The 19,723-nt window shown below is 35.3% G+C and carries 19 protein-coding genes; 9 read left to right on the forward strand and 10 right to left on the reverse strand.

Translation table 11 applies throughout. The features are described from left to right. Positions 1-124 precede the first annotated feature (124 nt). A complete protein-coding gene (locus ACZ1AQ_RS02170) occupies positions 125-925 on the forward strand; it encodes a TIGR00266 family protein (protein ID WP_489631303.1) in 801 nt (266 codons plus the stop codon). A gap of 252 nt (positions 926-1,177) precedes the next feature. Here the strand turns inward: ACZ1AQ_RS02170 and ACZ1AQ_RS02175 are convergent, their stop codons facing one another. Next, the gene (locus tag ACZ1AQ_RS02175; protein WP_489631358.1) at positions 1,178-2,239 is read right to left on the reverse strand and encodes an AbiH family protein; all 1,062 of its coding nucleotides are present in this window, start codon (positions 2,237-2,239) and stop codon (positions 1,178-1,180) included. Continuing rightward, complete coding sequence (locus ACZ1AQ_RS02180) at positions 2,212-2,358, reverse strand: AbiH family protein (protein ID WP_489631304.1); 147 nt, start codon at positions 2,356-2,358, stop codon at positions 2,212-2,214. Before ACZ1AQ_RS02180 ends, ACZ1AQ_RS02175 begins: the two co-directional genes overlap by 28 nt. A 79-nt stretch (positions 2,359-2,437) precedes the next feature. Here ACZ1AQ_RS02180 and ACZ1AQ_RS02185 point away from each other — a divergent pair, with 79 nt between their 5' ends. Then, positions 2,438-3,220, forward strand: coding sequence for an alpha/beta fold hydrolase (locus tag ACZ1AQ_RS02185; RefSeq protein WP_489631305.1), 783 nt, complete (start codon positions 2,438-2,440; stop codon positions 3,218-3,220). Here ACZ1AQ_RS02185 and ACZ1AQ_RS02190 read toward each other — a convergent pair. From ACZ1AQ_RS02190 to ACZ1AQ_RS02205, 4 genes are all read right to left on the reverse strand, one after another. Continuing rightward, positions 3,217-5,979 carry a PD-(D/E)XK nuclease family protein gene (locus ACZ1AQ_RS02190; protein WP_489631306.1) on the reverse strand — a complete coding sequence of 921 codons (2,763 nt, stop codon included), beginning with the start codon at positions 5,977-5,979 and terminating at the stop codon, positions 3,217-3,219. The two genes, ACZ1AQ_RS02185 and ACZ1AQ_RS02190, sit on opposite strands and share 4 nt — an antisense overlap. A gap of 67 nt (positions 5,980-6,046) precedes the next feature. Then, entirely contained in the window at positions 6,047-7,531 is a 1,485-nt protein-coding gene (locus ACZ1AQ_RS02195) for an OmpA family protein (RefSeq protein ID WP_489631307.1), read from the reverse strand. Positions 7,532-7,640: 109 nt separating this feature from the next. Beyond that, positions 7,641-8,831, reverse strand: a complete 1,191-nt coding sequence (kbl, locus tag ACZ1AQ_RS02200; RefSeq protein ID WP_489631308.1) for a glycine C-acetyltransferase — start codon at positions 8,829-8,831, stop codon at positions 7,641-7,643. Positions 8,832-8,862: 31 nt separating this feature from the next. Next, positions 8,863-12,021 carry a UvrD-helicase domain-containing protein gene (locus ACZ1AQ_RS02205; RefSeq protein ID WP_489631309.1) on the reverse strand — a complete coding sequence of 1,053 codons (3,159 nt, stop codon included), beginning with the start codon at positions 12,019-12,021 and terminating at the stop codon, positions 8,863-8,865. Positions 12,022-12,460: 439 nt separating this feature from the next. Here ACZ1AQ_RS02205 and rbfA point away from each other — a divergent pair, with 439 nt between their 5' ends. Together rbfA and ACZ1AQ_RS02215 are read left to right on the forward strand one after the other, a co-directional pair. Then, positions 12,461-12,853 carry a 30S ribosome-binding factor RbfA gene (gene rbfA, locus ACZ1AQ_RS02210; protein ID WP_298294690.1) on the forward strand — a complete coding sequence of 131 codons (393 nt, stop codon included), beginning with the start codon at positions 12,461-12,463 and terminating at the stop codon, positions 12,851-12,853. A gap of 1 nt (position 12,854) precedes the next feature. Beyond that, complete coding sequence (locus tag ACZ1AQ_RS02215; protein ID WP_489631310.1) at positions 12,855-14,054, forward strand: ABC transporter permease; 1,200 nt, start codon at positions 12,855-12,857, stop codon at positions 14,052-14,054. A gap of 4 nt (positions 14,055-14,058) precedes the next feature. On the opposite strand, the gene ACZ1AQ_RS02220 is transcribed toward ACZ1AQ_RS02215, so the two are convergent. From ACZ1AQ_RS02220 to dusB, 3 genes are read right to left on the reverse strand one after another with little or no spacing between them, the layout of a single operon-like run. Then, positions 14,059-14,361: a type II toxin-antitoxin system RelE/ParE family toxin gene (locus tag ACZ1AQ_RS02220; protein WP_489631311.1), complete on the reverse strand. Its 303-nt coding sequence runs from the start codon at positions 14,359-14,361 to the stop codon at positions 14,059-14,061. After that, entirely contained in the window at positions 14,351-14,584 is a 234-nt protein-coding gene (locus ACZ1AQ_RS02225; RefSeq protein ID WP_489631312.1) for a hypothetical protein, read from the reverse strand. The genes ACZ1AQ_RS02220 and ACZ1AQ_RS02225 overlap by 11 nt, the downstream gene beginning before the upstream one ends. Before the next feature lie 55 nt (positions 14,585-14,639). Beyond that, the gene (dusB, locus tag ACZ1AQ_RS02230; RefSeq protein WP_438063565.1) at positions 14,640-15,632 is read right to left on the reverse strand and encodes a tRNA dihydrouridine synthase DusB; all 993 of its coding nucleotides are present in this window, start codon (positions 15,630-15,632) and stop codon (positions 14,640-14,642) included. A gap of 106 nt (positions 15,633-15,738) precedes the next feature. Between dusB and ACZ1AQ_RS02235 the strand changes: the two genes are divergently transcribed. From ACZ1AQ_RS02235 to ACZ1AQ_RS02255, 5 genes are all read left to right on the forward strand, one after another. Further along, entirely contained in the window at positions 15,739-16,941 is a 1,203-nt protein-coding gene (locus ACZ1AQ_RS02235; RefSeq protein WP_489631313.1) for a helix-turn-helix domain-containing protein, read from the forward strand. A gap of 292 nt (positions 16,942-17,233) precedes the next feature. Beyond that, positions 17,234-17,602 carry a hypothetical protein gene (locus ACZ1AQ_RS02240; protein WP_489631314.1) on the forward strand — a complete coding sequence of 123 codons (369 nt, stop codon included), beginning with the start codon at positions 17,234-17,236 and terminating at the stop codon, positions 17,600-17,602. Between the two features lie 16 nt (positions 17,603-17,618). After that, positions 17,619-18,284: a GIN domain-containing protein gene (locus tag ACZ1AQ_RS02245; protein WP_489631315.1), complete on the forward strand. Its 666-nt coding sequence runs from the start codon at positions 17,619-17,621 to the stop codon at positions 18,282-18,284. Positions 18,285-18,312: 28 nt separating this feature from the next. Continuing rightward, the gene (locus ACZ1AQ_RS02250; protein ID WP_489631316.1) at positions 18,313-18,795 is read left to right on the forward strand and encodes a DoxX family protein; all 483 of its coding nucleotides are present in this window, start codon (positions 18,313-18,315) and stop codon (positions 18,793-18,795) included. 2 nt (positions 18,796-18,797) lie between these two features. After that, on the forward strand, positions 18,798-19,160 hold the full coding sequence (locus tag ACZ1AQ_RS02255; protein WP_489631317.1) for a hypothetical protein: 363 nt from the start codon (positions 18,798-18,800) through the stop codon (positions 19,158-19,160). Between the two features lie 6 nt (positions 19,161-19,166). Here the strand turns inward: ACZ1AQ_RS02255 and ACZ1AQ_RS02260 are convergent, their stop codons facing one another. Then, on the reverse strand, positions 19,167-19,553 hold the full coding sequence (locus ACZ1AQ_RS02260; protein WP_489631318.1) for a DUF4345 domain-containing protein: 387 nt from the start codon (positions 19,551-19,553) through the stop codon (positions 19,167-19,169). Positions 19,554-19,723: the final 170 nt, after the last annotated feature.

Raw genomic sequence — 19,723 nt, forward strand, 5'->3', positions numbered from 1 at the left:
AAGTAGAATTCAAAATAAATACAACTAACGGCATCCAAAATAGATGCCGTTTTTTTTTATGCCCAAAAATGTAACATTTCAATTCAACGACTTACTAATTCCTTAAACGGTAAAACACAAAATCATGATAGCACACGAAATAGATTACCATATTTATGGCGAAGAAATGCAATATGTAGAAATAGAACTCGACCCACAAGAAATTGTCATTGCCGAGGCGGGTAGTTTTATGATGATGGACAATGGCATCCAAATGGAAACCATTTTCGGAGACGGTTCCCAACAACAATCTGGTTTGTTTGGTAAATTACTAAGCGCAGGAAAAAGAGTTCTAACAGGAGAAAGTCTGTTCATGACGGCCTTTATCAATCAAAATTACAACAAAAGCAAAGTCTCTTTTGCCTCACCCTATCCAGGAAAAATCATTCCGGTTGATTTGAGACAATTTGGCGGAAAATTCATTTGCCAGAAGAACGCATTCCTTTGTGCTGCCAAAGGCGTAGCCGTAGGCATTGAATTCTCCAAAAAATTAGGCACAGGTCTTTTTGGTGGCGAAGGTTTCATCATGCAAAAACTAGAAGGCGACGGAATGGCTTTTGTACATTCAGGCGGAACCTTAGCCAAAAAAGAACTCCAACCTGGCGAAATTCTTAAAGTTGACACCGGCTGTATCGTAGGTTTCACCCAAGATGTCGATTATGATATCGAGTTCATTGGCGGCATCAAAAACTCTCTTTTTGGCGGCGAAGGCTTGTTCTATGCAACTTTGCGCGGCCCTGGAACAGTGTACATTCAGTCGCTTCCGTTCTCTAGATTGGCCGATCGTATCATTGCTTCAGCCCCAAGAGCTGGTGGAAGTAGCCGTGAAGAAGGCAGCCTTTTGGGCGGACTCGGCAATCTTTTAGACGGCGATAACCGCTTTTAATAACAGCAAATTTTCAAAAACACCCTACCCCAAAAGACACCAATTTTGGGGTATTTTTTTTAGGAGCAGTAAGCATAAGGATTTTTTGGAAACACCGTCCCGCTATCCGCTACAATCTCCAGTGCCGAACCCAGCACTAGAGGATTTCCACTACTATCGGGGCTAAAAACCAACATTTGGTTTTATTAGGCTACATTTTGAATTCAAAAAATCTATAAGATATCTTTAAAACAAAATAAAAATTATAGGTATTTACTTTTTTAAAGGAAGTTGAATTTGAGGCATAGGCTTGCAAAGAGTTTTGTTGACTATTTTCTCTCTCATCATTTTTTTATCTTTAAAATGTCTTGAAATATTCTGTATCAGCTCAGTATAATTATCAGAGCCATCATCTTTTCTGTGGTAAAAAACTTTAATTGATCTGCAATTAGTATGCTCAAAAATAGTATTCAACAACGTTCTATCTGACACACCACAAGAATGACCAAGAATCACAACTTGAAACTTTTCGCTATTAATAAATCTCAATAAATCATTATAATTAGAGTTCTGCAAATATTGAAAAGACTTAAAATTTTTGAGATAATCAGTACCCTCTAAATTTTCAATTTTCTTATAATCGTCATCCATTTCATCACCAAATCCAAAATTTATTTTATTATGAGTAACATTCTTTAACTCCCCATGAATATAATTCATCTGACTTTGAATTCTACAATCTTGAGAGAATAATTCTGAATAAATATTACAAATAGGTGTATAATTAAAGTTTAAAAAATATATATTGTTAACCAACTCTTCCTTTCTTTCTTTTTCAAAATGTTCATTAATTTCTTTTACATCTTCCTCACTTGTAAACTCCTTTAAAATGCTTTCTTCATTATTTAATAAAGATATTGGTTTTAATGAATTATAGATTTTAAACCATTCAATAGACTGATATTTAATGAAATCTAACTCAAATCGCTCAATCACTCTTTCTTGAAGGTAAGTTTCCAAAAGATTTTTAACTTGTTCAAATTCATCATTTAAATCTTTTATCTCATAAGGATATTCGTATTTCACATAACTATCATCTGCAATACTTTTCAAAATACTATAGTACAAATTTTCAATATCTACCCAATTTTCAGTTGTAATTCTATTTATTAAAATTTCAAAAAATTTGTTCTTAAACGCGAGAGAAGTATAATTAAAATAATCACTATGATATTTTCTAAGACTAGCTAAATCTTTAATATTATCAAAGTCCTTTTTTGAATTAGGGTGATTGTTTCTACTAATATCTACCGAAATAAAATTATCATCAAAAATTTATCTTCAGCAAGTTTCACTAATAAATTTTGAATATAATCATCTATAAAATGCTTATACGAAGTTGGTAATCCATGAGCCAAGTCAAATCCGTTTCCAATAATAAAAAGTCTATTCATATTCAAAAAATGCGTTTCTCAAATATAGGGTTTTTGATTTTTAAACTTTAATTTTGACCTTCATTTATATCCATAAACTTTGAAAACCCTTCACTACAAAAACACTTCTATCGCATTCACCGACACGGGAAAAGGGACTGCAATTGTTTTATTGCATGGCTTCCTAGAAAACCAATCGATGTGGAGTGCTTTAGTACCTGTTTTGAGTCAAAAATACCGCGTCATCACCATCGATTTGTTAGGTCACGGCCAAACCGAACCTATGGGTTACCTCCAAACTATGGAAGACAATGCCGATGCGGTACACGAAGTACTTTCTAGTTTGCGTCTTCGCAAAGCGGTTTTCATCGGGCATTCTATGGGAGGTTACGTAGCTTTAGCCTATGCTGAGTTGTATCCTGAAAGTGTCAAAGGATTGGTGTTACTCAACTCCACCACCAAAGAAGACAGTCCCGAACGCAAAACCAACCGAGACCGCGCCATTACAGCGGTAAAAAAAGATTACGAAACCTTTATTCGCCTTTCTATCGCCAACTTATTCAGCGAAGACAACCGCGACCGACTAAACGACCGCATCGAAAAAGTAAAAATCGAAGCTTTACAAACGCCCTTGCAAGGCATCGTCGCCTCGCTTGAAGGGATGAAAATCCGTAAAGACCGAGAAATCTTGCTCCACACTACGGCTTTTCCTAAACTATTAATCCTAGGAAAAAAAGACCCTGTTTTGAACTACGAAGAAACCGTTACTCAAATCCAAGGAACTACCGTTGAGTTAGTAACTTTCCCAGACGGGCATATGAGCCACATCGAAAATGAAACGGAGTTAAGCGAAGTATTAATACAATTTTTGAAGAAGATTTAAACCTTCTCCTTAAACGGAATTGCTGGGTCTAAAATCTCTTGTAACAAGCCAACCAATTGCTCCAAATAAGCAGTCAAAATAGTTGCATTAATAGTAGTTTCTTCTATTTTTTCTTCTTTTAAAGTAAAAGGCAAAAATCCAGCTTTACTATTTTTAAAGGAGATAATACCCGCTTGCATCGGCTTATCTTGAACTTGAGTTTCGTACATAAAAGCATAGGCCAAAATTTGAATGATTTTGTCATTTTTAATATCATCCACTAATCCGTTCCAAGCTTTTAAGGTAACATTGCTTTTTTCAACTTTACCAGTTTTGTAATCAATAATTCGGATGGTACCGTTTCGGACTTCAATTCGGTCTACGTTCCCTGCAATTTTCACTGAAAAAGGCAAACTCGGATGTTCCAAAACACGCTCAAAAGTAGCTTCCAAAGCCAAAATTTTAACAGCATCGCCCGATTTTATGGATTGCAATTCGGACTTCAAGAAGTTAAAGACATTGCGCTTGGCCACTTCAAAAGCTAATAAATTTCGTCCTTTGGAAATTTCACCTTCTTTATACACCAATTTAAATTGTTTCAACACCTCTGAATCAATTTTTTGAATAGCCTGTTCGATATCTTGCTCCGAAACAAACTTGTCTATAAAAGGTGTGTACAATTCCTCCAAGGTCTTGTGAATAATTGTACCTAAAGTATTCAAAGCTATGTTCTCTTCGACTTCTTCTGTATCACGAATACGCACTATTTTTTTGAAATAAAAATCAATAGGATTCCGAATGTAACTAGTCAAGGCCGAAGGTGAAAATCCTTTCTCTGCAATTTCTTTCAAACGCTCCATAACCAATGGCGACTTTTCAACACTCATTGGCAAGTAAGCAGAATCTGGGACAGTAGCATTGTAAATTTCGTGAGTAAGTTTATGATTCGGACGTTTCTCCACTTCGAGTTGTGTGATGAAACGGCTTTTTTCACCACCATCTAATCCCTCATTTTCGGTATTGTAAATCAAATACACATTTTTAGCACGTTGCAATAAATGATAAAAGTGATAGGTGTAAATCGCATCTTTTTCTTTAAAAGTTGGCAAACCCAATTCTCTCTTGACATCATAAGGAATAAAAGAATTCATAGACTTACCCGCAGGAAATTTCCCTTCATTCATTGAAGTAACGATTACCGTATCAAAATCCAATACCCTGCTTTCCAAAACTCCCATAATTTGCAAACCATTCAGCGGCTCTCCTTCAAAAGAAACCTCAGCCAGATCAATTATCTGTTTGTAAATGGCAAAAAGAGTCGGTATTTGATCAATATGCAAGTGTTGTGCATAATAACTCTTCAACTTGTTAATCACCGTAAAAATTGAAAACACAAAAGCTTTGGTTAATTTCTCTTCTTCATTATCATTACTCAAATTATTGCGTAAGAGCAATAACAAACTAGAAATAACCTCTAAAACTGCCATAGAACCATTATCCCATTTTTGAAACAACAAATCGAATAATGGATTCGTTTGGTTTTGGAGTTCTAGTATTTTTTTAAGTGTAATAAAAGTATAATTATTCTCTTTTATAATCCGAACCAAATGACTCGAGTTTGCAAAAGATTCTACTAAAGGATGCGTAAGAATATCGAGTACATCTTTATAATAAAACACATACTGGGAAGGATTCCTTTTCAAAGCATTCGTATGCATTTTAAATAATTTCGCTACTAACAATTGGGCTGGGTTATTTTTACTAGAATATCCCATGGTAATATTCAAAGCGCCAACCGAAGCAGGAAGAGAATATAACAAAGGCATCAAAAGGTTTTCCTCACCTAAAACTACCGCTACTTTATCGAGGTCCTTTACCTCTTGTTCAACGATCGTCTTTTCAATAAGGCTACCCACAATTTTCGCTTGTCCAATAGTTTTTGGTGTACCAATTATATGAATGTTTTTAGGCTTAGAGAAATCATCCTTTATCCATTCAAAAGGGTGAGATTTATAATGCTTCCAACTTTCTTTAAATCTTCTAAGAAACAATCCAGCATCATGGTAGGGGTCATTCAAAAATGTTTGATCAGCATCCCAAAAAATAGTGGCATTATCATTAGCTATTAAATGCTGAATGATTTTTTCTTCGGCAGCATTTAAAGCATTAAAGCCCGCAAATACATAAAATTTAGTACCTGTTTTTTTTGAAAATGCAGAGAGATTAGCTACTGCTTCTCTATAAATCAGTCCCTGATACCCTGTTTTTTTCTCCAGTAAATAGTGATATAGCGATTGGTAGTAATGTGGCAAAAGTTTCCAAAAATCAATATAATTTTCAAGGAGTGATGTTTTATCTTCAACAGCTATTCCCCATTTTTTTATGTCTTCTATATCTTTTAAATAAGACAAAACATGATTTGGATCCAACAAATAGCGGTCGATTTCATTAAAATCCTGCAACAACATTTTTGCCCAATTGGCAAATAATTCAAAAGATTGCTGGTTTTGTTTCGAAGTAATTGACAAATACACTTCATAAAATTCAAACAACAAGGCTATCGAATCTATCGAGCGAATTCCTGAAACCTCTTGTACAAAATCTTCAATACTTGTTATTTCTGGACAAAAAACAGTTCCTGTAATTTGTTTTTTTAAGGCTTCAATCAAAAATATTTTAGCTCTCTTATTAGGAAGTACTACAACTGTATTCGAAAAATTTTCCGAATAATTAGTGATTAATTGAGTTGCAATTTGATCTAGAAAAGTTGGGTTTGTCATCTTATAAAAATAAAAAAAGCCGTTCAATTAAGAACGGCTCTTTCAATAAATATTTAAAACTTTTATATTATGGAGTTTTAAGGTTAACTTTCATACCGTCAACACCACCAACATAAATAATCTCAGTTCTTCTGTTTTCAGCTCTACCTTTAGCAGTTTTGTTAGAAGCTACTGGTTTAGTATCACCATAACCTTTATATGTTAAGTTAGCTGGGTTTACTCCTCTTTCAACCATTGCATCAAGAACCGCTTTAGCTCTAGCCTCAGAAAGTTTTTGGTTAAGTGCTTTTTTACCTACATTATCAGTATGACCACTAATTTCAAACTTAGCTGTTGGATAATTTTTAACAATTTCTTTAAGAGCATCTAAACTTTGTGCAGTTTCTGGTCTAGCATAGTTTAATGAAGACTTACCTGTTACAAAGAAAATAGATCTAGCTTGAACTCTTAATTCCTCAACTACTTTTTCAGTAACTTCAGGACAACCTTTGTTGCTAGCAGGACCAGCTACGATTGGACAAGCATCTTCTAAATCTGGCACACCATCTTTATCAGCATCCAATACTTCAGGACAACCTTGGTTAGATTTTGGACCAGCTACAGTTGGACATTTATCATCTTTGTCTGCAACACCGTCACCGTCAGCATCTGGACAACCTTTAGTTGATGCAGGACCAGCTACATCTGGACAAGCGTCGTCTTTATCAGCAATTCCGTCACCGTCAGTATCAGGACATCCGTTGAATGCAGCTAAACCAGCTACATCTGGACAAGCATCGCTTCCGTCAACGATTCCGTCACCGTCAGTATCAGGACATCCGTTGAATTGTTTTAAACCAGCAACTTCTGGACAAGCGTCATCTTTATCGTAGATTCCGTCACCGTCAGTATCTTTACCTCCAAATTTGAATACGATACCTGCAGTGTGTTGTACTAAAGATGGTTTTTCAGGATTCAACCCATCATTTCTTTCGTCATTAGGCAATGCCATTCTGTATCCAGAAGATAAAGCTAAACCAACATTCTCAGTAAACCAAAAAGTTAATCCAACTCCTAAGTTAACGTGACCAAAGCTATCTTTCCCTAAGAAAGTATAACCTCCACCAGCTTGTAAACTTGGATCAAACCATTTTGTTCCAATTAAATCCATGAAACTGTATTTCACAGTACCATCAATTCCGTAGAACATTAAATCTCCAGGATTTGTTACACTCATTCCTCTGCTATCTGCATTGGCAGCAGTTGGATTAAAGTTAACAAATTTATCAATTTTGTTCACAGATCCAGACAATCCAAAAGAGAAACCTCCACTGATATGTCTATCTACTTTAATGTAAGATACAGATGGAAGTATATTCCAATTGTCTTTAACAGCAAATGGTTGAGAAAAGTGTTGGTCAAACCAATTAAGGCCGTCTCTACTAGCACTAGATCTTGAATCAACCGCATTTGCTCCTATGGTAATAGCCCATGGATTGTTGCTATCTTGAGCATGCGATGTTAAACCCGCAGCCATCAATACAGCAACTAAAAGTTTGTTAAGATGTTTCATAATGATTCTATTAAAATTTAGTTAATTATAAACAAAAATAGCAACTTAATTTTTATCAGCAAAATTAAAAGTTAAAAAAAACCTACAAAAAAAACCCAAATAGCTAATTCTAAATCACTTTTAATGATTTACCTACCTTTTCAAAGGCCGCTAAAGCCTTATCCAAATGCTCTTTAGTATGACTTGCTGACAACTGAACTCTTATTCTCGCTTTTTCTTTTGGTACTACTGGAAAGAAAAAACCTATTACATACACTCCATTTTTTAACAACTCATTGGCCATTGTTTGCGCCAACTTCGCGTCGTATAACATTACAGGAACAATAGCTGAATCTCCATCAATAATATCAAAACCCGCTTTAAGCATTCCTTGTTTGAAATAATTGGTATTCCATTCTAATTGATCTCTCAAGGTTGTATCTTTCTCTAGCAATTCAAAGACCTTAATTGAGGCACCAACTATTGCTGGAGCCAATGAATTTGAAAACAAATAAGGTCTTGAACGTTGACGTAAAATTTCAATAATTTCTTTTTTAGCTGTAGTATAACCACCCATTGCTCCCCCTAAAGCTTTTCCAAGGGTACCTGTGATTATATCAACACGTCCCATTACTCCTTTAGCTTCTAATGTTCCTTTTCCTGTGGCTCCAATAAAACCTGCCGCGTGACATTCATCAACCATCACCAGTGCATCGTATTTATCGGCTAAGTCACAAATTTTATCTAAAGGTGCTACAAGTCCATCCATAGAGAAAACACCATCAGTAACAATCAATTTAAAACGTGTACCCGCTTCGGTAGCTTTGATTAGTTGCTGTTCCAAATCTTCCATATTGCTATTTTCATAACGATAGCGAGCCGCTTTACACAAACGCACGCCATCAATAATAGAGGCGTGGTTCAGACTATCTGAAATGATACAGTCTTGCTCTCCTAATAAAGGTTCAAAAACACCTCCATTAGCATCAAAAGCTGCTGCATACAATATAGTATCTTCCGTACCATAAAAATCGGCAATCTTTTTTTCTAAGGTTTTGTGAATATCCTGTGTCCCGCATATAAAACGAACGGATGACATACCGAAACCGTGAGAGTCTAAAGTATCTTTTGCAGCTTGTATCACTTCTGGATGCGAAGAAAGTCCCAAATAATTATTGGCACAAAAATTAAGGACCGTTTCTCCATTCACTGTAATTTCTGCCCCTTGTGCTGAAGTTATGACTCTTTCTTTCTTAAAAAGGCCATTAGCTTCGATGGTTTGCAATTCGTTTTTCAAGTATTCTTGTATCTTACCGTACATAGTATGTGTTTTTATATTCTAAATTTAGTTTTTATGACAAATTTACTATATCGATTTCTAATCCGATATACACCAATACCTTTTTAACTACTTTATATCCCATTTTCTCAATAGCTTCTTGATAATTCTCCAATTGCTGCTGATATTTAACATTATGAACTCCTGTTTTATAATCCAACAAGAGCATTTCGTTCGCGCCTTTCAAAACCATACGGTCAGGTTTCATTGTTTTTCCTCCGTTTTGAATAATGGCTTGCTCATTAAAAACTTGATTCCCTTCCTCAAAATAGCCCACCAACTCGGGATGTGAAACAATAGCCTGAATCGTTTGAGTTACCGTTGCTGTTTGTTCGAAATGAATCCAACCATTTGCCAAAGCAATTTCGATGGCCTTTTCAATATCCGTTTTATACTTTACTAATGATAAAATTTCGTGTACAACGTTTCCGCAAGCAATGGCCTCTTGCTGCTGAGTACCCCACATTAAGGCTTCTTTTTGAGCAATCTTGATGTTTTTGGGGTCTAAAAACGCTTCCATCACTGGAATTGACTTGGTGGAATCGATATGTTTTACCGATTTTGAAAGCTTGGCAGCAGAACCAAAATCATAGGTTAATTTTTCGCTGTCAAATTGATTTTTGCCCTCTAAATATTGAATAAAGAAAGTACACATATTGTTCTTTGGCAACTCACCTTTACTGGACAAGTTCATATTAGAAATAATATACAATTGTTCCTCTGCCCTAGTCAACGCTACATACAAAACGTTAATATTATCCAACAATTCTTCTTGCTTTTTTTGATGGTAAACTTCGAATGCTTCTGCTCCGAAACCCTCAACCGCACTACTATTATCAATCAATACTTTCTCTAATCCGAGCTCTTCCTTTTCGGCATCGAGCCATAATTTATCTTTGGGTTTGCGTGAATAATCTTCCTCGGCAAAAGGCATAATTACCACGGGAAACTCCAGTCCTTTGGATTTATGAATGGTCATGATTCGGACTGCATTGCTGCCTTCTGGCGATGGAATACTGAATTTGGATCCATTTTTCTCCCAAAACAGTAAAAAATCTGCAATTCCAGCTTGATTGCGAATGTCCCGCTCAAGCACAATATCTAAAAAATATTGCACATACGAATTGCTATTTTCTGCAATCAAAAACTTAGCAATACTAATCTCAACCGCCTCATACAAGGCTTTTTTTCGGATATCCTGAAATGAGAATTGCACCCCAAATTGCTGCTGCAACCAAGCCTCAAAATCAGCTTCGTTTGACAATGCCATTCCTTGCGCAATACAATCAGGGACAGCTAATAGATTTTGTTTGTTTTTGGCAATGAAATACAAAAAATTCACCTTGGCTTCTAAGTCATTGCTATTATTCAAATAGCGCAACAAATGAATCAAAAAACGAACTTCCGTGGCATTTTGAATCATCAGAGTCTCTGAGGACAGCAAAGGAATGTTTTGTTCCGTTAAATAATTCGCTACAGCAATTCCTTGTTCTCGTTTTCGGGTAAGAATAACGATGTCTTTGTATTCAAATCCTTGAGCGATTACTTTTTGAATCGTTTGCAAAGTTGCCAAAACATACAATGCTGTTTTATCAAGTGTTTCCTCATCTTCCTCATTAGTGACTGACTGAGGAATAAAAGAAATATTTACATACCCCCCCTTTTTGTCATTTGCTTTTTGATGGCTGTGATTTTCGTATAAATCTTTGTAATCTTCATTGGTAAATTCAGCCGATAACATCTTGAAAAAAGCATTATTAAAGTCAATTACTTCAGAATAACTCCGGTAATTTTTGTCCAAATGAATCAACTTTTTATCTGGATTGCTAAACGGATTATGGTCTTTGCTCAAGGCGATAAATTGCTCTGCTTTTCCTCCTCGCCAACGATAAATAGATTGTTTGGGGTCACCCACAATCATCAACGTTCCTTTTACGCCATAATCATCTTGACCCGCCAAGGCATTATCAATTAACGGAATGAGATTTTGCCATTGCATTTCGGAAGTATCTTGAAACTCATCGATAAAAAAATGGCGATAGCGCTCACCCAAACGCTCATAAATAAACGGAGCGGGTTGGTTTTGAATTTCTCGATGAATAATCGCATTAAACTCGGCAATGGAAAGCACATTTTGCTCTTCTTGAATTTTGGACAATTCGTTGCTGACTGTATTCAATAAAGACAAAGGTGTAATGTTTTTTAGAAAGGCTTTATAAAAATTAATCTTTTCAAAAATCTTATAAATTGCAGCGAGTTGACTCAAAAAATCAGGTATTAAGGCCTCTATAATCGCTCTATCTTTGGCTGTTTTGTTGATTTTTATATCATCAAATTCGTGATAGGTTTTGTTCCTAGGATTAAATTTTCCTTCTTGAATACTTAAAAGATGCTTTGGAAAATAAGCCCCAGAAAATGATTTTGAATCAATACCATTTGAGTCTATTTGTGCTAAAATTGCAGCTGCCGCAGTGATCGTCTCTTGTTCTAAATCGCGATTGAGCTGCAGTAACTTCTCTTTTATTTTTACAAATTCACCAATCGTAGTGTCTTGAAATTGAGCAATTTCATTACGATTATTCTCATTCAGCACTAGCCGACCCGTTTCTAAAATTTCCCTTGAAATATCCCAAGACTTATCATCATCGGTTTTCTCCATAGTAAAATCGATGAGTAGTTGCGTTAGCGTTGCATCTTCGCCAGCTTGTGCAATAATGGCATCTACGGTTTCGACTAATAAATTTTCGGTATCCAAGGTCACTTCGAAAGTCATCGGGAGATTCAAATCGAGAGCAAAAGCACGAATGACTTTATGTGTAAATTTATCGATGGTGGAAATATCAAAAGCCGCATAATTATGAATAATATGCTTGATGATTTGTTGCGCTTTGGTTTTGATTTGAATCAAAGACAACTGAGTATCAATAGCCAAATCTTGCATTAAATCAAGCGCTTTCGAATTGGGTTCGTCTTTGGCAAATTCGGATAGGCTACCTACTATCCTGCTCTTCATTTCTTGTACCGCTTTGTTGGTAAAAGTGATGGCTAGAATATGACGATAGGCATCGTTCTTGGGGGCGACCAAAATAATTTTGAGGTATTCTTTGACCAATGCATAGGTTTTCCCCGAGCCAGCAGATGCGTCATAAATTGAAAAGGAAGTGCTTTGCATAGTGTGTTTGTTGTTAGTAAACTCTTATACCCTTTAGGTGAAATTATTTTTACCACATAGGGAGAAACATAGAATTTATTATTCTTAAAAGAAAAGATAGACGTTTTACTATTCACATAGTATACTATGTGTGAAATAGAACTATTTCTATTTATTCTTTTTCATAAACTGTAATCTATTGTTCTATGTGGTTATTTTTTTTATTTGAATTTCACCAAATGGTTGAAAACATCGAACAATAAATAAAACTTCTCGATTATCCTAAACCCTAGCCCTGATGGAAGCGGCATCCTTTGTTGCCTCGTCCCAAAAGACGAGGCAGCAAAGATATAGCGTACAGCAGGAAATAGCTCCTGATTTCCAATCGGATTATTTTAGAATCAGGATTGTTACGTTGAAAATTTGTTCGAATAAAGCTTAAAAGTAGTATTTTTGCAGTATGGAAACAAATAGACAGAAAAAAATAGGCGGTGTAATCCAAAAAGATTTGGTGGACATTTTGCAAGGTGAAGTGAGAAAAAATGGCGTTACTAACTTAGTAATTTCAGTATCCAAAGTAGTGGTAACCTCAGATTTATCGGTAGCTACGGTGCATTTAAGTATTTTTCCTCAAGAAAAAGCACAAGAAACCTTGGCAGCGATAAAAACGAATACCAACTTGATTAAACACGATTTATCGCAACGTGTTCGTTTGCAATTGCGTAGAGTTCCTAATTTGGTTTTCTTTATTGATGACTCGTTGGATTATATCGAGAAAATCGACAATGCCTTGAAAAATCAGGAAAATCCTATTGAAAACAGAGATTTATTAGAAAAACGCAGACAGTTTTAAATTGAATTTTCCGCTTTACATCGCGCACCGATACCTTAGAAGTAATAGCAAAAACAGCGCTATTAACATCATCAATCGTATTGCTAGTTTGGGCATCATTGTGGGTGCTATGGCACTTTTTGTGGTGCTGTCGGTATTTAGCGGTTTGAAAGAATTTAGTCTTTCGTTTACCAACGAAATTGACCCCGATTTAAAAGCGACGCCCACCCTTGGCAAATCGTTTTTTGTTACTCCTCAACAAAATCAAAAAATCAAAAAAATAGCTGGAATCGCTTCGTTCTCCAAAATTATTGAGGAACGAGTGCTTTTTACTTTTGCAGACAAGCAAGAAGTGACTTATCTGAAAGGAGTAGACACGCAATTCACTAAAGTAAACGCCATTGAAAAAAAATTATACAACGGACAATGGCTGCAACCCAACACCTATCAAGTTGTCGTAGGATATGGAATGGCGCAAAAATTCTCGATGGGTTTATTTGATTACAATACGGCGCTAGAAGTTATGGTGCCAAGACCGGGCAAAGGGACGATTACCATTCCATCAGAGGCCTTTAATCAGAGTGATTTGATTCCGATTGGGATTTATTCGATTAGTGAAGATTTGGACTCTAAGTACGTTTTTGCCGACTTAGGATTGGCGCAAGAATTACTCGAATATCAACCCAATCAAATTTCTGGTATAGAATTTAAACTCAAGCCAAATGCTGATGAAGAAGCTATTATTGAGCAATTACAAACGATTTTCAAAAATAAAATCACACTAAAAAATAGAGCGCAGTTGAACGAGTCGCTTTATAAAATGTTGAATACCGAAAACATCGCGGTGTATTTGATTTTTACTTTAGTGATTGTCGTAGCGCTTTTTAACCTGATTGGGGCTTTGATTATGATGATTTTGGACAAAAAAGGAAATCTGAAAACCTTATTTAATCTTGGAACCGAAATCAAGAGTCTTCGCTACATTTTCTTGCTACAAGGAACTTTATTGAGTATTTACGGAGGAATTATTGGATTGGTTTTGGGTATCGTTATTGTGTTATTGCAACAACAATTCGAGTGGATTATGATTACCCCAACACTGGCTTATCCAGTCGTTTTTAGTTTTGAAAACATCGTAATCGTAATGGCAACCATTATCACGCTTGGCTTTTTAGCTTCGTTGATTGCTAGTAGTCGAGTTACGAAGAAGTTGTTGGATTAAAAGACTATAAAATTTTAGGTAACTTATTGGGAATATCTTCTTTTGAATGCCAAAAAGCTACAATCACAATTTCTTGTTCTTCTATAAAATAATACAATCCGTAGGGAAATTTCCGCAACCAAAACACCCTAATTTTTGAATATCTATATTGAAAACTTTCTGGGTTTCGTTGAATTACTTGAAATGCTTTTCTGAGTTCGGAAGAGAATTTTTTATATATCGCTAGATTTGTAGACGCATAAAAAGCCATTATTTCTTCTATTTCAACGGCTGCATTTGTCTTTAGAATAAGCTTTTTATAATTCATATTTGGATGCTAGCTTATCTAAAAAATCAAAAGCATCTAAACCAGACTTAGGGTTTTCCTTATGCTCTAACATTCTTTTATCCAATTCCTTTTTTTGATTTTCCGTTAAAGGGATAGCTTCCATTTCCTTCAAAACAAAGTTTTTTACTTTCTGAATAAATGAAGCATCATTACTATTTTGAAGTAAATCAATTAAAAAAGATTTTTCTGCTTGAACACTCATAATAACTATTGTTTAGTCAAATATAGTAAAAAAACAAGGTAGCTAAACCATTTATTTACACCACTTCATACCCAGAATAAGCGTCGATAATCTCATCCAGTACCGCAAATAATTCTTCTGGTTTATCGAGCGTAACCAATTGTTGTTTGTAGGTTTTGAAGGAATGAATGCCTTTGAAATAATTGGTATAATGTGGTCTTGTTTCTACAATTCCGTGACGTTCGCCTTTCCAATCCATAGCCCAAGTCAAGTGGTTGCGAACCGCTTCTACTCTATCAGCCACCGTGGGTTTGGCCAGATGTTCTCCCGTCTTAAAGAAATGCTTGATTTCGTTAAAAATCCAAGGATAACCAATGGCGGCACGACCAATCATAATCCCGTCGACTCCGTATTTGTTTTTGTATTCTAATGCTTTTTCAGGAGAATCGATATCGCCGTTTCCAAAAATCGGCATCGTAATTCTCGGGTTATTTTTGATTCGAGCAATGTGAGACCAATCCGAGTGGCCTTTATACATTTGAGCACGCGTCCTAGCGTGAATACTCAATGCAGCAACTCCAATATCTTGCAAACGCTCGGCCACCTCATCGATGTTGATAGAATTATCATCCCAACCCAAACGCGTTTTTACGGTTACAGGCAAATGCGTGCTATCAATCACCGCTTTGGTCAAACGAATCATCAAATCGACATCCTTCAAAACTCCAGCACCAGCACCTTTACAAACGACTTTCTTTACAGGACAACCAAAATTAATATCAATTAAATCAGGGTTTACAGTAGAAACAATTTTAGAAGACAACGCCATCGCTTCTTCATCGCCACCAAAGATTTGTATTCCAACAGGACGTTCGTAATCAAAAATATCCAACTTCATTCGGCTCTTAATGGCATCGCGAATCAATCCTTCAGAAGAAATAAACTCGGAATACATCAAGTCGGCACCGTGCATTTTGCACAATCTACGAAAAGGCGGATCACTTACGTCTTCCATAGGTGCAAGAAGTAAAGGAAAATCTGGAAGTTCTATGTTGCCAATTTTGGGCATTGCTTAAATTTTTTGCAAAGATAGTTAAGAATTTTTAGTAATAAAATTTAATCTCAAGAGTGTCTCATTTTTAGCATTTTATAAGTATTTTTACGAAAACTTCGCTATGCTTTTTACCTTTGGTTTTTATTCTTCGCTGCTATTAATTTCATTTTCTCACGGCATTGTTTACTCTCTTTTGTTGCTAAAAAAAGGAATTCAAACCGAGGTTTCTTCTAACTATTGGCTAAGCATTTTCATTTTTGTTTGCTGCTTGTATATTGCTCCTTGGATGTTGGGTTTTGGCGGATGGTATGACAATCAGCCTTATCGAGATATTTTATTCTATACGCCTTTCCAGCATTTGTTTTTAATTGGTCCTTTGATGTACTTTTACATCCAAAGCTTATTGAATCCCTCTTTTTCCCTAAACATAAAAAATAGTATTCATTTTGTTCCTGGCATCCTATATCTGCTTTATAGTTTATCATTATTTGTTTATGATAAATTAATTCTGGGCGATTACTATTTTTATCAAGATGGTTCCGATAAAGACTTTGACGAATGGTATCAAACTGCCGGACAGCTCTCAATGCTTTTTTATTTTATCATTTCAATTCGATTTTACAATAAATACCGAGAACTAATGCAACAGGTAGTCAGCTACGCAGATAGCTTACTTTTTAAATGGATAAAAACGTTCTTGTACAGCTTTTTGATTATGTTAATTTTACCAGTCGTTTTTGATGCTTTGGGTTTATACTTCACAGAACTCAATAGCTATAAAGGGAGTTGGTGGTTTTTTCTGTTCTTTTCTTTAGTTCTTTATTATATTGCTATAGAAGGATATGCTAATGCTGTTGTTGCCAAAATCCCTTTTGAAATATCTGTTTTTGAAAAAAAGCCAGCTTTATTACTAGCCAACCCGTTCCATTCAGAAACCGAAGTATTGGATATTGATTTCGAATTTCTCGAAAACAAACCTTCAGAAGAAATTACCTTTTGGAAAGATAAAATCGAATCGATTATTATTCATCAAAAACTATATCAAGATCCCGAATTATCATTGACCGAAGTGGCCAAAAAATTACAAACCAATGCGTCCATAATTTCTAAAGCCATCAATCAAGGATTTCAGATGAACTTTAACGACTACATCAACCATCACCGAGTCGAATCTGTCAAAAAGGCTTTTACAAATGGTGAACATAAAACAACTACGCTTCTAGGAATTGCCTATGATTGCGGTTTTAACTCCAAAGCTACCTTCAATCGTGCTTTCAAAAAAAATACAGGTCTTTCTCCAAAAGAATATATTGCCAAGCTTTAGCAAAATTTGGGCGCGACCCGAAAAGGGTCAGGCTGCTTATTCCAATCTTTTTTGCTTAAAGAATCGCAAAAAAGGATTTTCCCTTGCATCCTTCGCGCAAAAAACTTCAAAAAACTCCGTCTCCTTTTCAAAACACAATCTGAGACTACCCTCTAAATCATTGATTCTGCTTGATGACAAAAGCTATTTATAATTTGAGACTCTCTTAGTTGGACTCAAATTATAATTTGCAACGCTTGCTAAGACTACACCACGCATCTTTGCCTTGTTATTCATCCATAAAACAAAAACTATGAAATCAAGTACAACACGTATTGCTTGTCTAGCAACACTTTTTTTAGCCTCTTCGTGCAGTGTTTTTGGGTCACTAAACTCTAATACTTCTATTAAACCCAACGAAACATTTGTCTTAGGCAAAAACGAACACAATGCTTTCAAAACCTATTTGAAAAACGAAGGAACAACACCCTTAAAAATTTATCAAGCTCCCCTTAACGGTGGAACTCACTCTCCCGTTGTTATCAAACCCAAAGAAACCGCAACTATCAAAACCGCAAAAAATACGGCACTGATTATAGAAAACACAGGCAACGAATATGGTTCCGTAACACTAAAAGTAAAAGGCGACTTGAATTTAGGTATGACTTACAATAACCAATAAACTAATTACAAAGATTATGATAAAAATAATTCTCACCATTGTATTGACCATTACGTCAATCTTTGCACAAGCACAACTTCAAGGTTCTGGAAAAACCATCACTACTAATTATGATTATAAAAATTTTGACAAAGTTTATCTTGAAGATTTAGATGGAAAAATTGAAATTGAAATAGGAAAACCTTGGAGCATTTCGGTAACAATAGATGACAATTTAAACAATCTTTTAATTTTCTCAGAAAACGCCTCAGAATATGAACTAAAAATTCAATTCAAAGACAACAAAAACAACAAAAAATATATTGAAAAAACCAACACCAAAATCAAAATCTCTATGCCCGAAGTTAGTGTCATCAAGAATAAAGGAAATAGCGATTTGATTGTAAATAATGTTTTTGGACGTTACTTTAGACTAGAAAACACAGGAAATGGAGATAGTAAAATTCTTGGAACTATTGATGTTTTGGATATCAATAAAACAGGAAATGGCGATGTAAACGCTCAAAATCTCATTGCAAAAAAAGCCACTTTATACAGCACTGGAAACGGAAACCTTACTGTAAATGTATCCGAAACACTTTCGGCAAAAGTGTCAGGAAATGGAGACATCATCAACAAAGGAAAAGCCATATTTGATGCCAATTCAAAAAAATCAGGCAATGGTAAATTACTAACCAACTAGAGTTTTCAATCACAAAATCAAAAGAATTATGAAAATAATAAAAACAATCACAACACCTACCTTGTTACCACATTGGTCACAAGATTTAGTAGTAAGCCTACCACGAATCGTTTGCGGCTATCTATTAGCTTTTGATTTTGGATCCGCCAAATTCGGAATGCCTTGGTCTCCGGCTGACAACAACTTAGGTTTATTCGAAGTAGCGTTTTGGTTTCCTAATGATGTAGCAAGTTATGGCGGAATATTTGCGATTGCCCCTGTATTTTTTGCTTGGATGGGCGCTTTTTCGGAGGCAATTGGTGGACTTCTTCTAATAATTGGCCTGCAAACAAGAATCGCTTCATTGCTAATCGTTTGCACGATGCTAGTGGCCATTTTTATGCAACAAATTCAAAACGGTCTTTGGAATTGCCTTCCAGCTATGGGCTTTCTGTGGATTGGACTTTTTAATCTGATGGTAGGCTCTGGGCGTTTTGGTATGGATTACTTATTAACTAAAAACAAAGCATAATTATGAGAACCACATTAACAATATCGACAATATTACTTTGCGTACTTATGACAAGTTGTGTTCAAAAAACGTATAAAAGAACGGTAGTTTATACCTTGGATGTATCAAAAATCAAAAACATAAAAAAAGTAGGTATTCGAGGAAACGACAAACCTCTTTCTTGGGATAAGGATACCGAAATGAAAGCTATTAAAAAAGATAGTCTTTATCAAACTACAATAACTACCTACACGGGATACAAATTCACCGAAGTAAAATTTGTGGTAAATGAGCAGTTTGAATTAGAAAACAAAGAGAATAGAAGAGTCATTTTTGATACAAAAAAAGATACGACTTATGTATTCGTTACTTTTGATAAAAAATAAAAAACATCAACCAATTTTATCTTCAGCTAATTGATAATAAGCGTAAACCCCTAAAACCAATTCTCCTACGGTGCCAATAAGAAATATTGTAGAAGGCAAACCGTCTAAAAAAAATGACAGCAATCGACCGAAAGCCAAGCCCAACATAAAAATCATATTAGAAATAGTTGCCGCTTTCCAAAAATGTTTTTGAAAAATTCCTAAAATCCAAAAAAACGAAAAGCACAAATACAAACCCATTATGGCTTTGAAAATTGAAAACTCGTCGGGTGATTGTAGGCTTACCTCAAAAAGAAAATTAGGTTTAACACCATATATCAGACCAACAGGTGCTACTATAGCTACTGAAATAATAAGATGTAGATTTTTCAAAAAAGGGGATGTTGTACTCATTTCTCAAATATACAAAAACAACAGCAATACCTTTCTACTGCTTCTAATCGATAAAAAACTACTGTATCAAAATACCAACCACATCTTTCAATTCATAAACTCCTACTACAAGAGGATTAAAAATAAATAGTTATCGGTACTAACTTTAAAAACATACAATTAAATCTAAA

This window comes from Flavobacterium sp. UM26, from assembly GCF_057922445.1.

Bases quoted from the DNA above. Each gene is read 5' to 3' on its own strand.
- ACZ1AQ_RS02240 (WP_489631314.1), top strand. From the start codon at position 17,234: ATGAAATCAAGTACAACACGTATTGCTTGTCTAGCAACACTTTTTTTA.
- ACZ1AQ_RS02195 (WP_489631307.1), bottom strand. From the start codon at position 7,531: ATGAAACATCTTAACAAACTTTTAGTTGCTGTATTGATGGCTGCGGGT.
- ACZ1AQ_RS02190 (WP_489631306.1), bottom strand. From the start codon at position 5,979: ATGACAAACCCAACTTTTCTAGATCAAATTGCAACTCAATTAATCACT.
- dusB (WP_438063565.1), bottom strand. From the start codon at position 15,632: ATGCCCAAAATTGGCAACATAGAACTTCCAGATTTTCCTTTACTTCTT.
- ACZ1AQ_RS02245 (WP_489631315.1), top strand. From the start codon at position 17,619: ATGATAAAAATAATTCTCACCATTGTATTGACCATTACGTCAATCTTT.
- ACZ1AQ_RS02180 (WP_489631304.1), bottom strand. From the start codon at position 2,358: ATGAATAGACTTTTTATTATTGGAAACGGATTTGACTTGGCTCATGGA.
- ACZ1AQ_RS02235 (WP_489631313.1), top strand. From the start codon at position 15,739: ATGCTTTTTACCTTTGGTTTTTATTCTTCGCTGCTATTAATTTCATTT.
- ACZ1AQ_RS02260 (WP_489631318.1), bottom strand. From the start codon at position 19,553: ATGAGTACAACATCCCCTTTTTTGAAAAATCTACATCTTATTATTTCA.
- ACZ1AQ_RS02205 (WP_489631309.1), bottom strand. From the start codon at position 12,021: ATGCAAAGCACTTCCTTTTCAATTTATGACGCATCTGCTGGCTCGGGG.
- ACZ1AQ_RS02170 (WP_489631303.1), top strand. From the start codon at position 125: ATGATAGCACACGAAATAGATTACCATATTTATGGCGAAGAAATGCAA.
- ACZ1AQ_RS02220 (WP_489631311.1), bottom strand. From the start codon at position 14,361: ATGAATTATAAAAAGCTTATTCTAAAGACAAATGCAGCCGTTGAAATA.
- ACZ1AQ_RS02225 (WP_489631312.1), bottom strand. From the start codon at position 14,584: ATGAGTGTTCAAGCAGAAAAATCTTTTTTAATTGATTTACTTCAAAAT.
- rbfA (WP_298294690.1), top strand. From the start codon at position 12,461: ATGGAAACAAATAGACAGAAAAAAATAGGCGGTGTAATCCAAAAAGAT.
- ACZ1AQ_RS02255 (WP_489631317.1), top strand. From the start codon at position 18,798: ATGAGAACCACATTAACAATATCGACAATATTACTTTGCGTACTTATG.
- kbl (WP_489631308.1), bottom strand. From the start codon at position 8,831: ATGTACGGTAAGATACAAGAATACTTGAAAAACGAATTGCAAACCATC.
- ACZ1AQ_RS02250 (WP_489631316.1), top strand. From the start codon at position 18,313: ATGAAAATAATAAAAACAATCACAACACCTACCTTGTTACCACATTGG.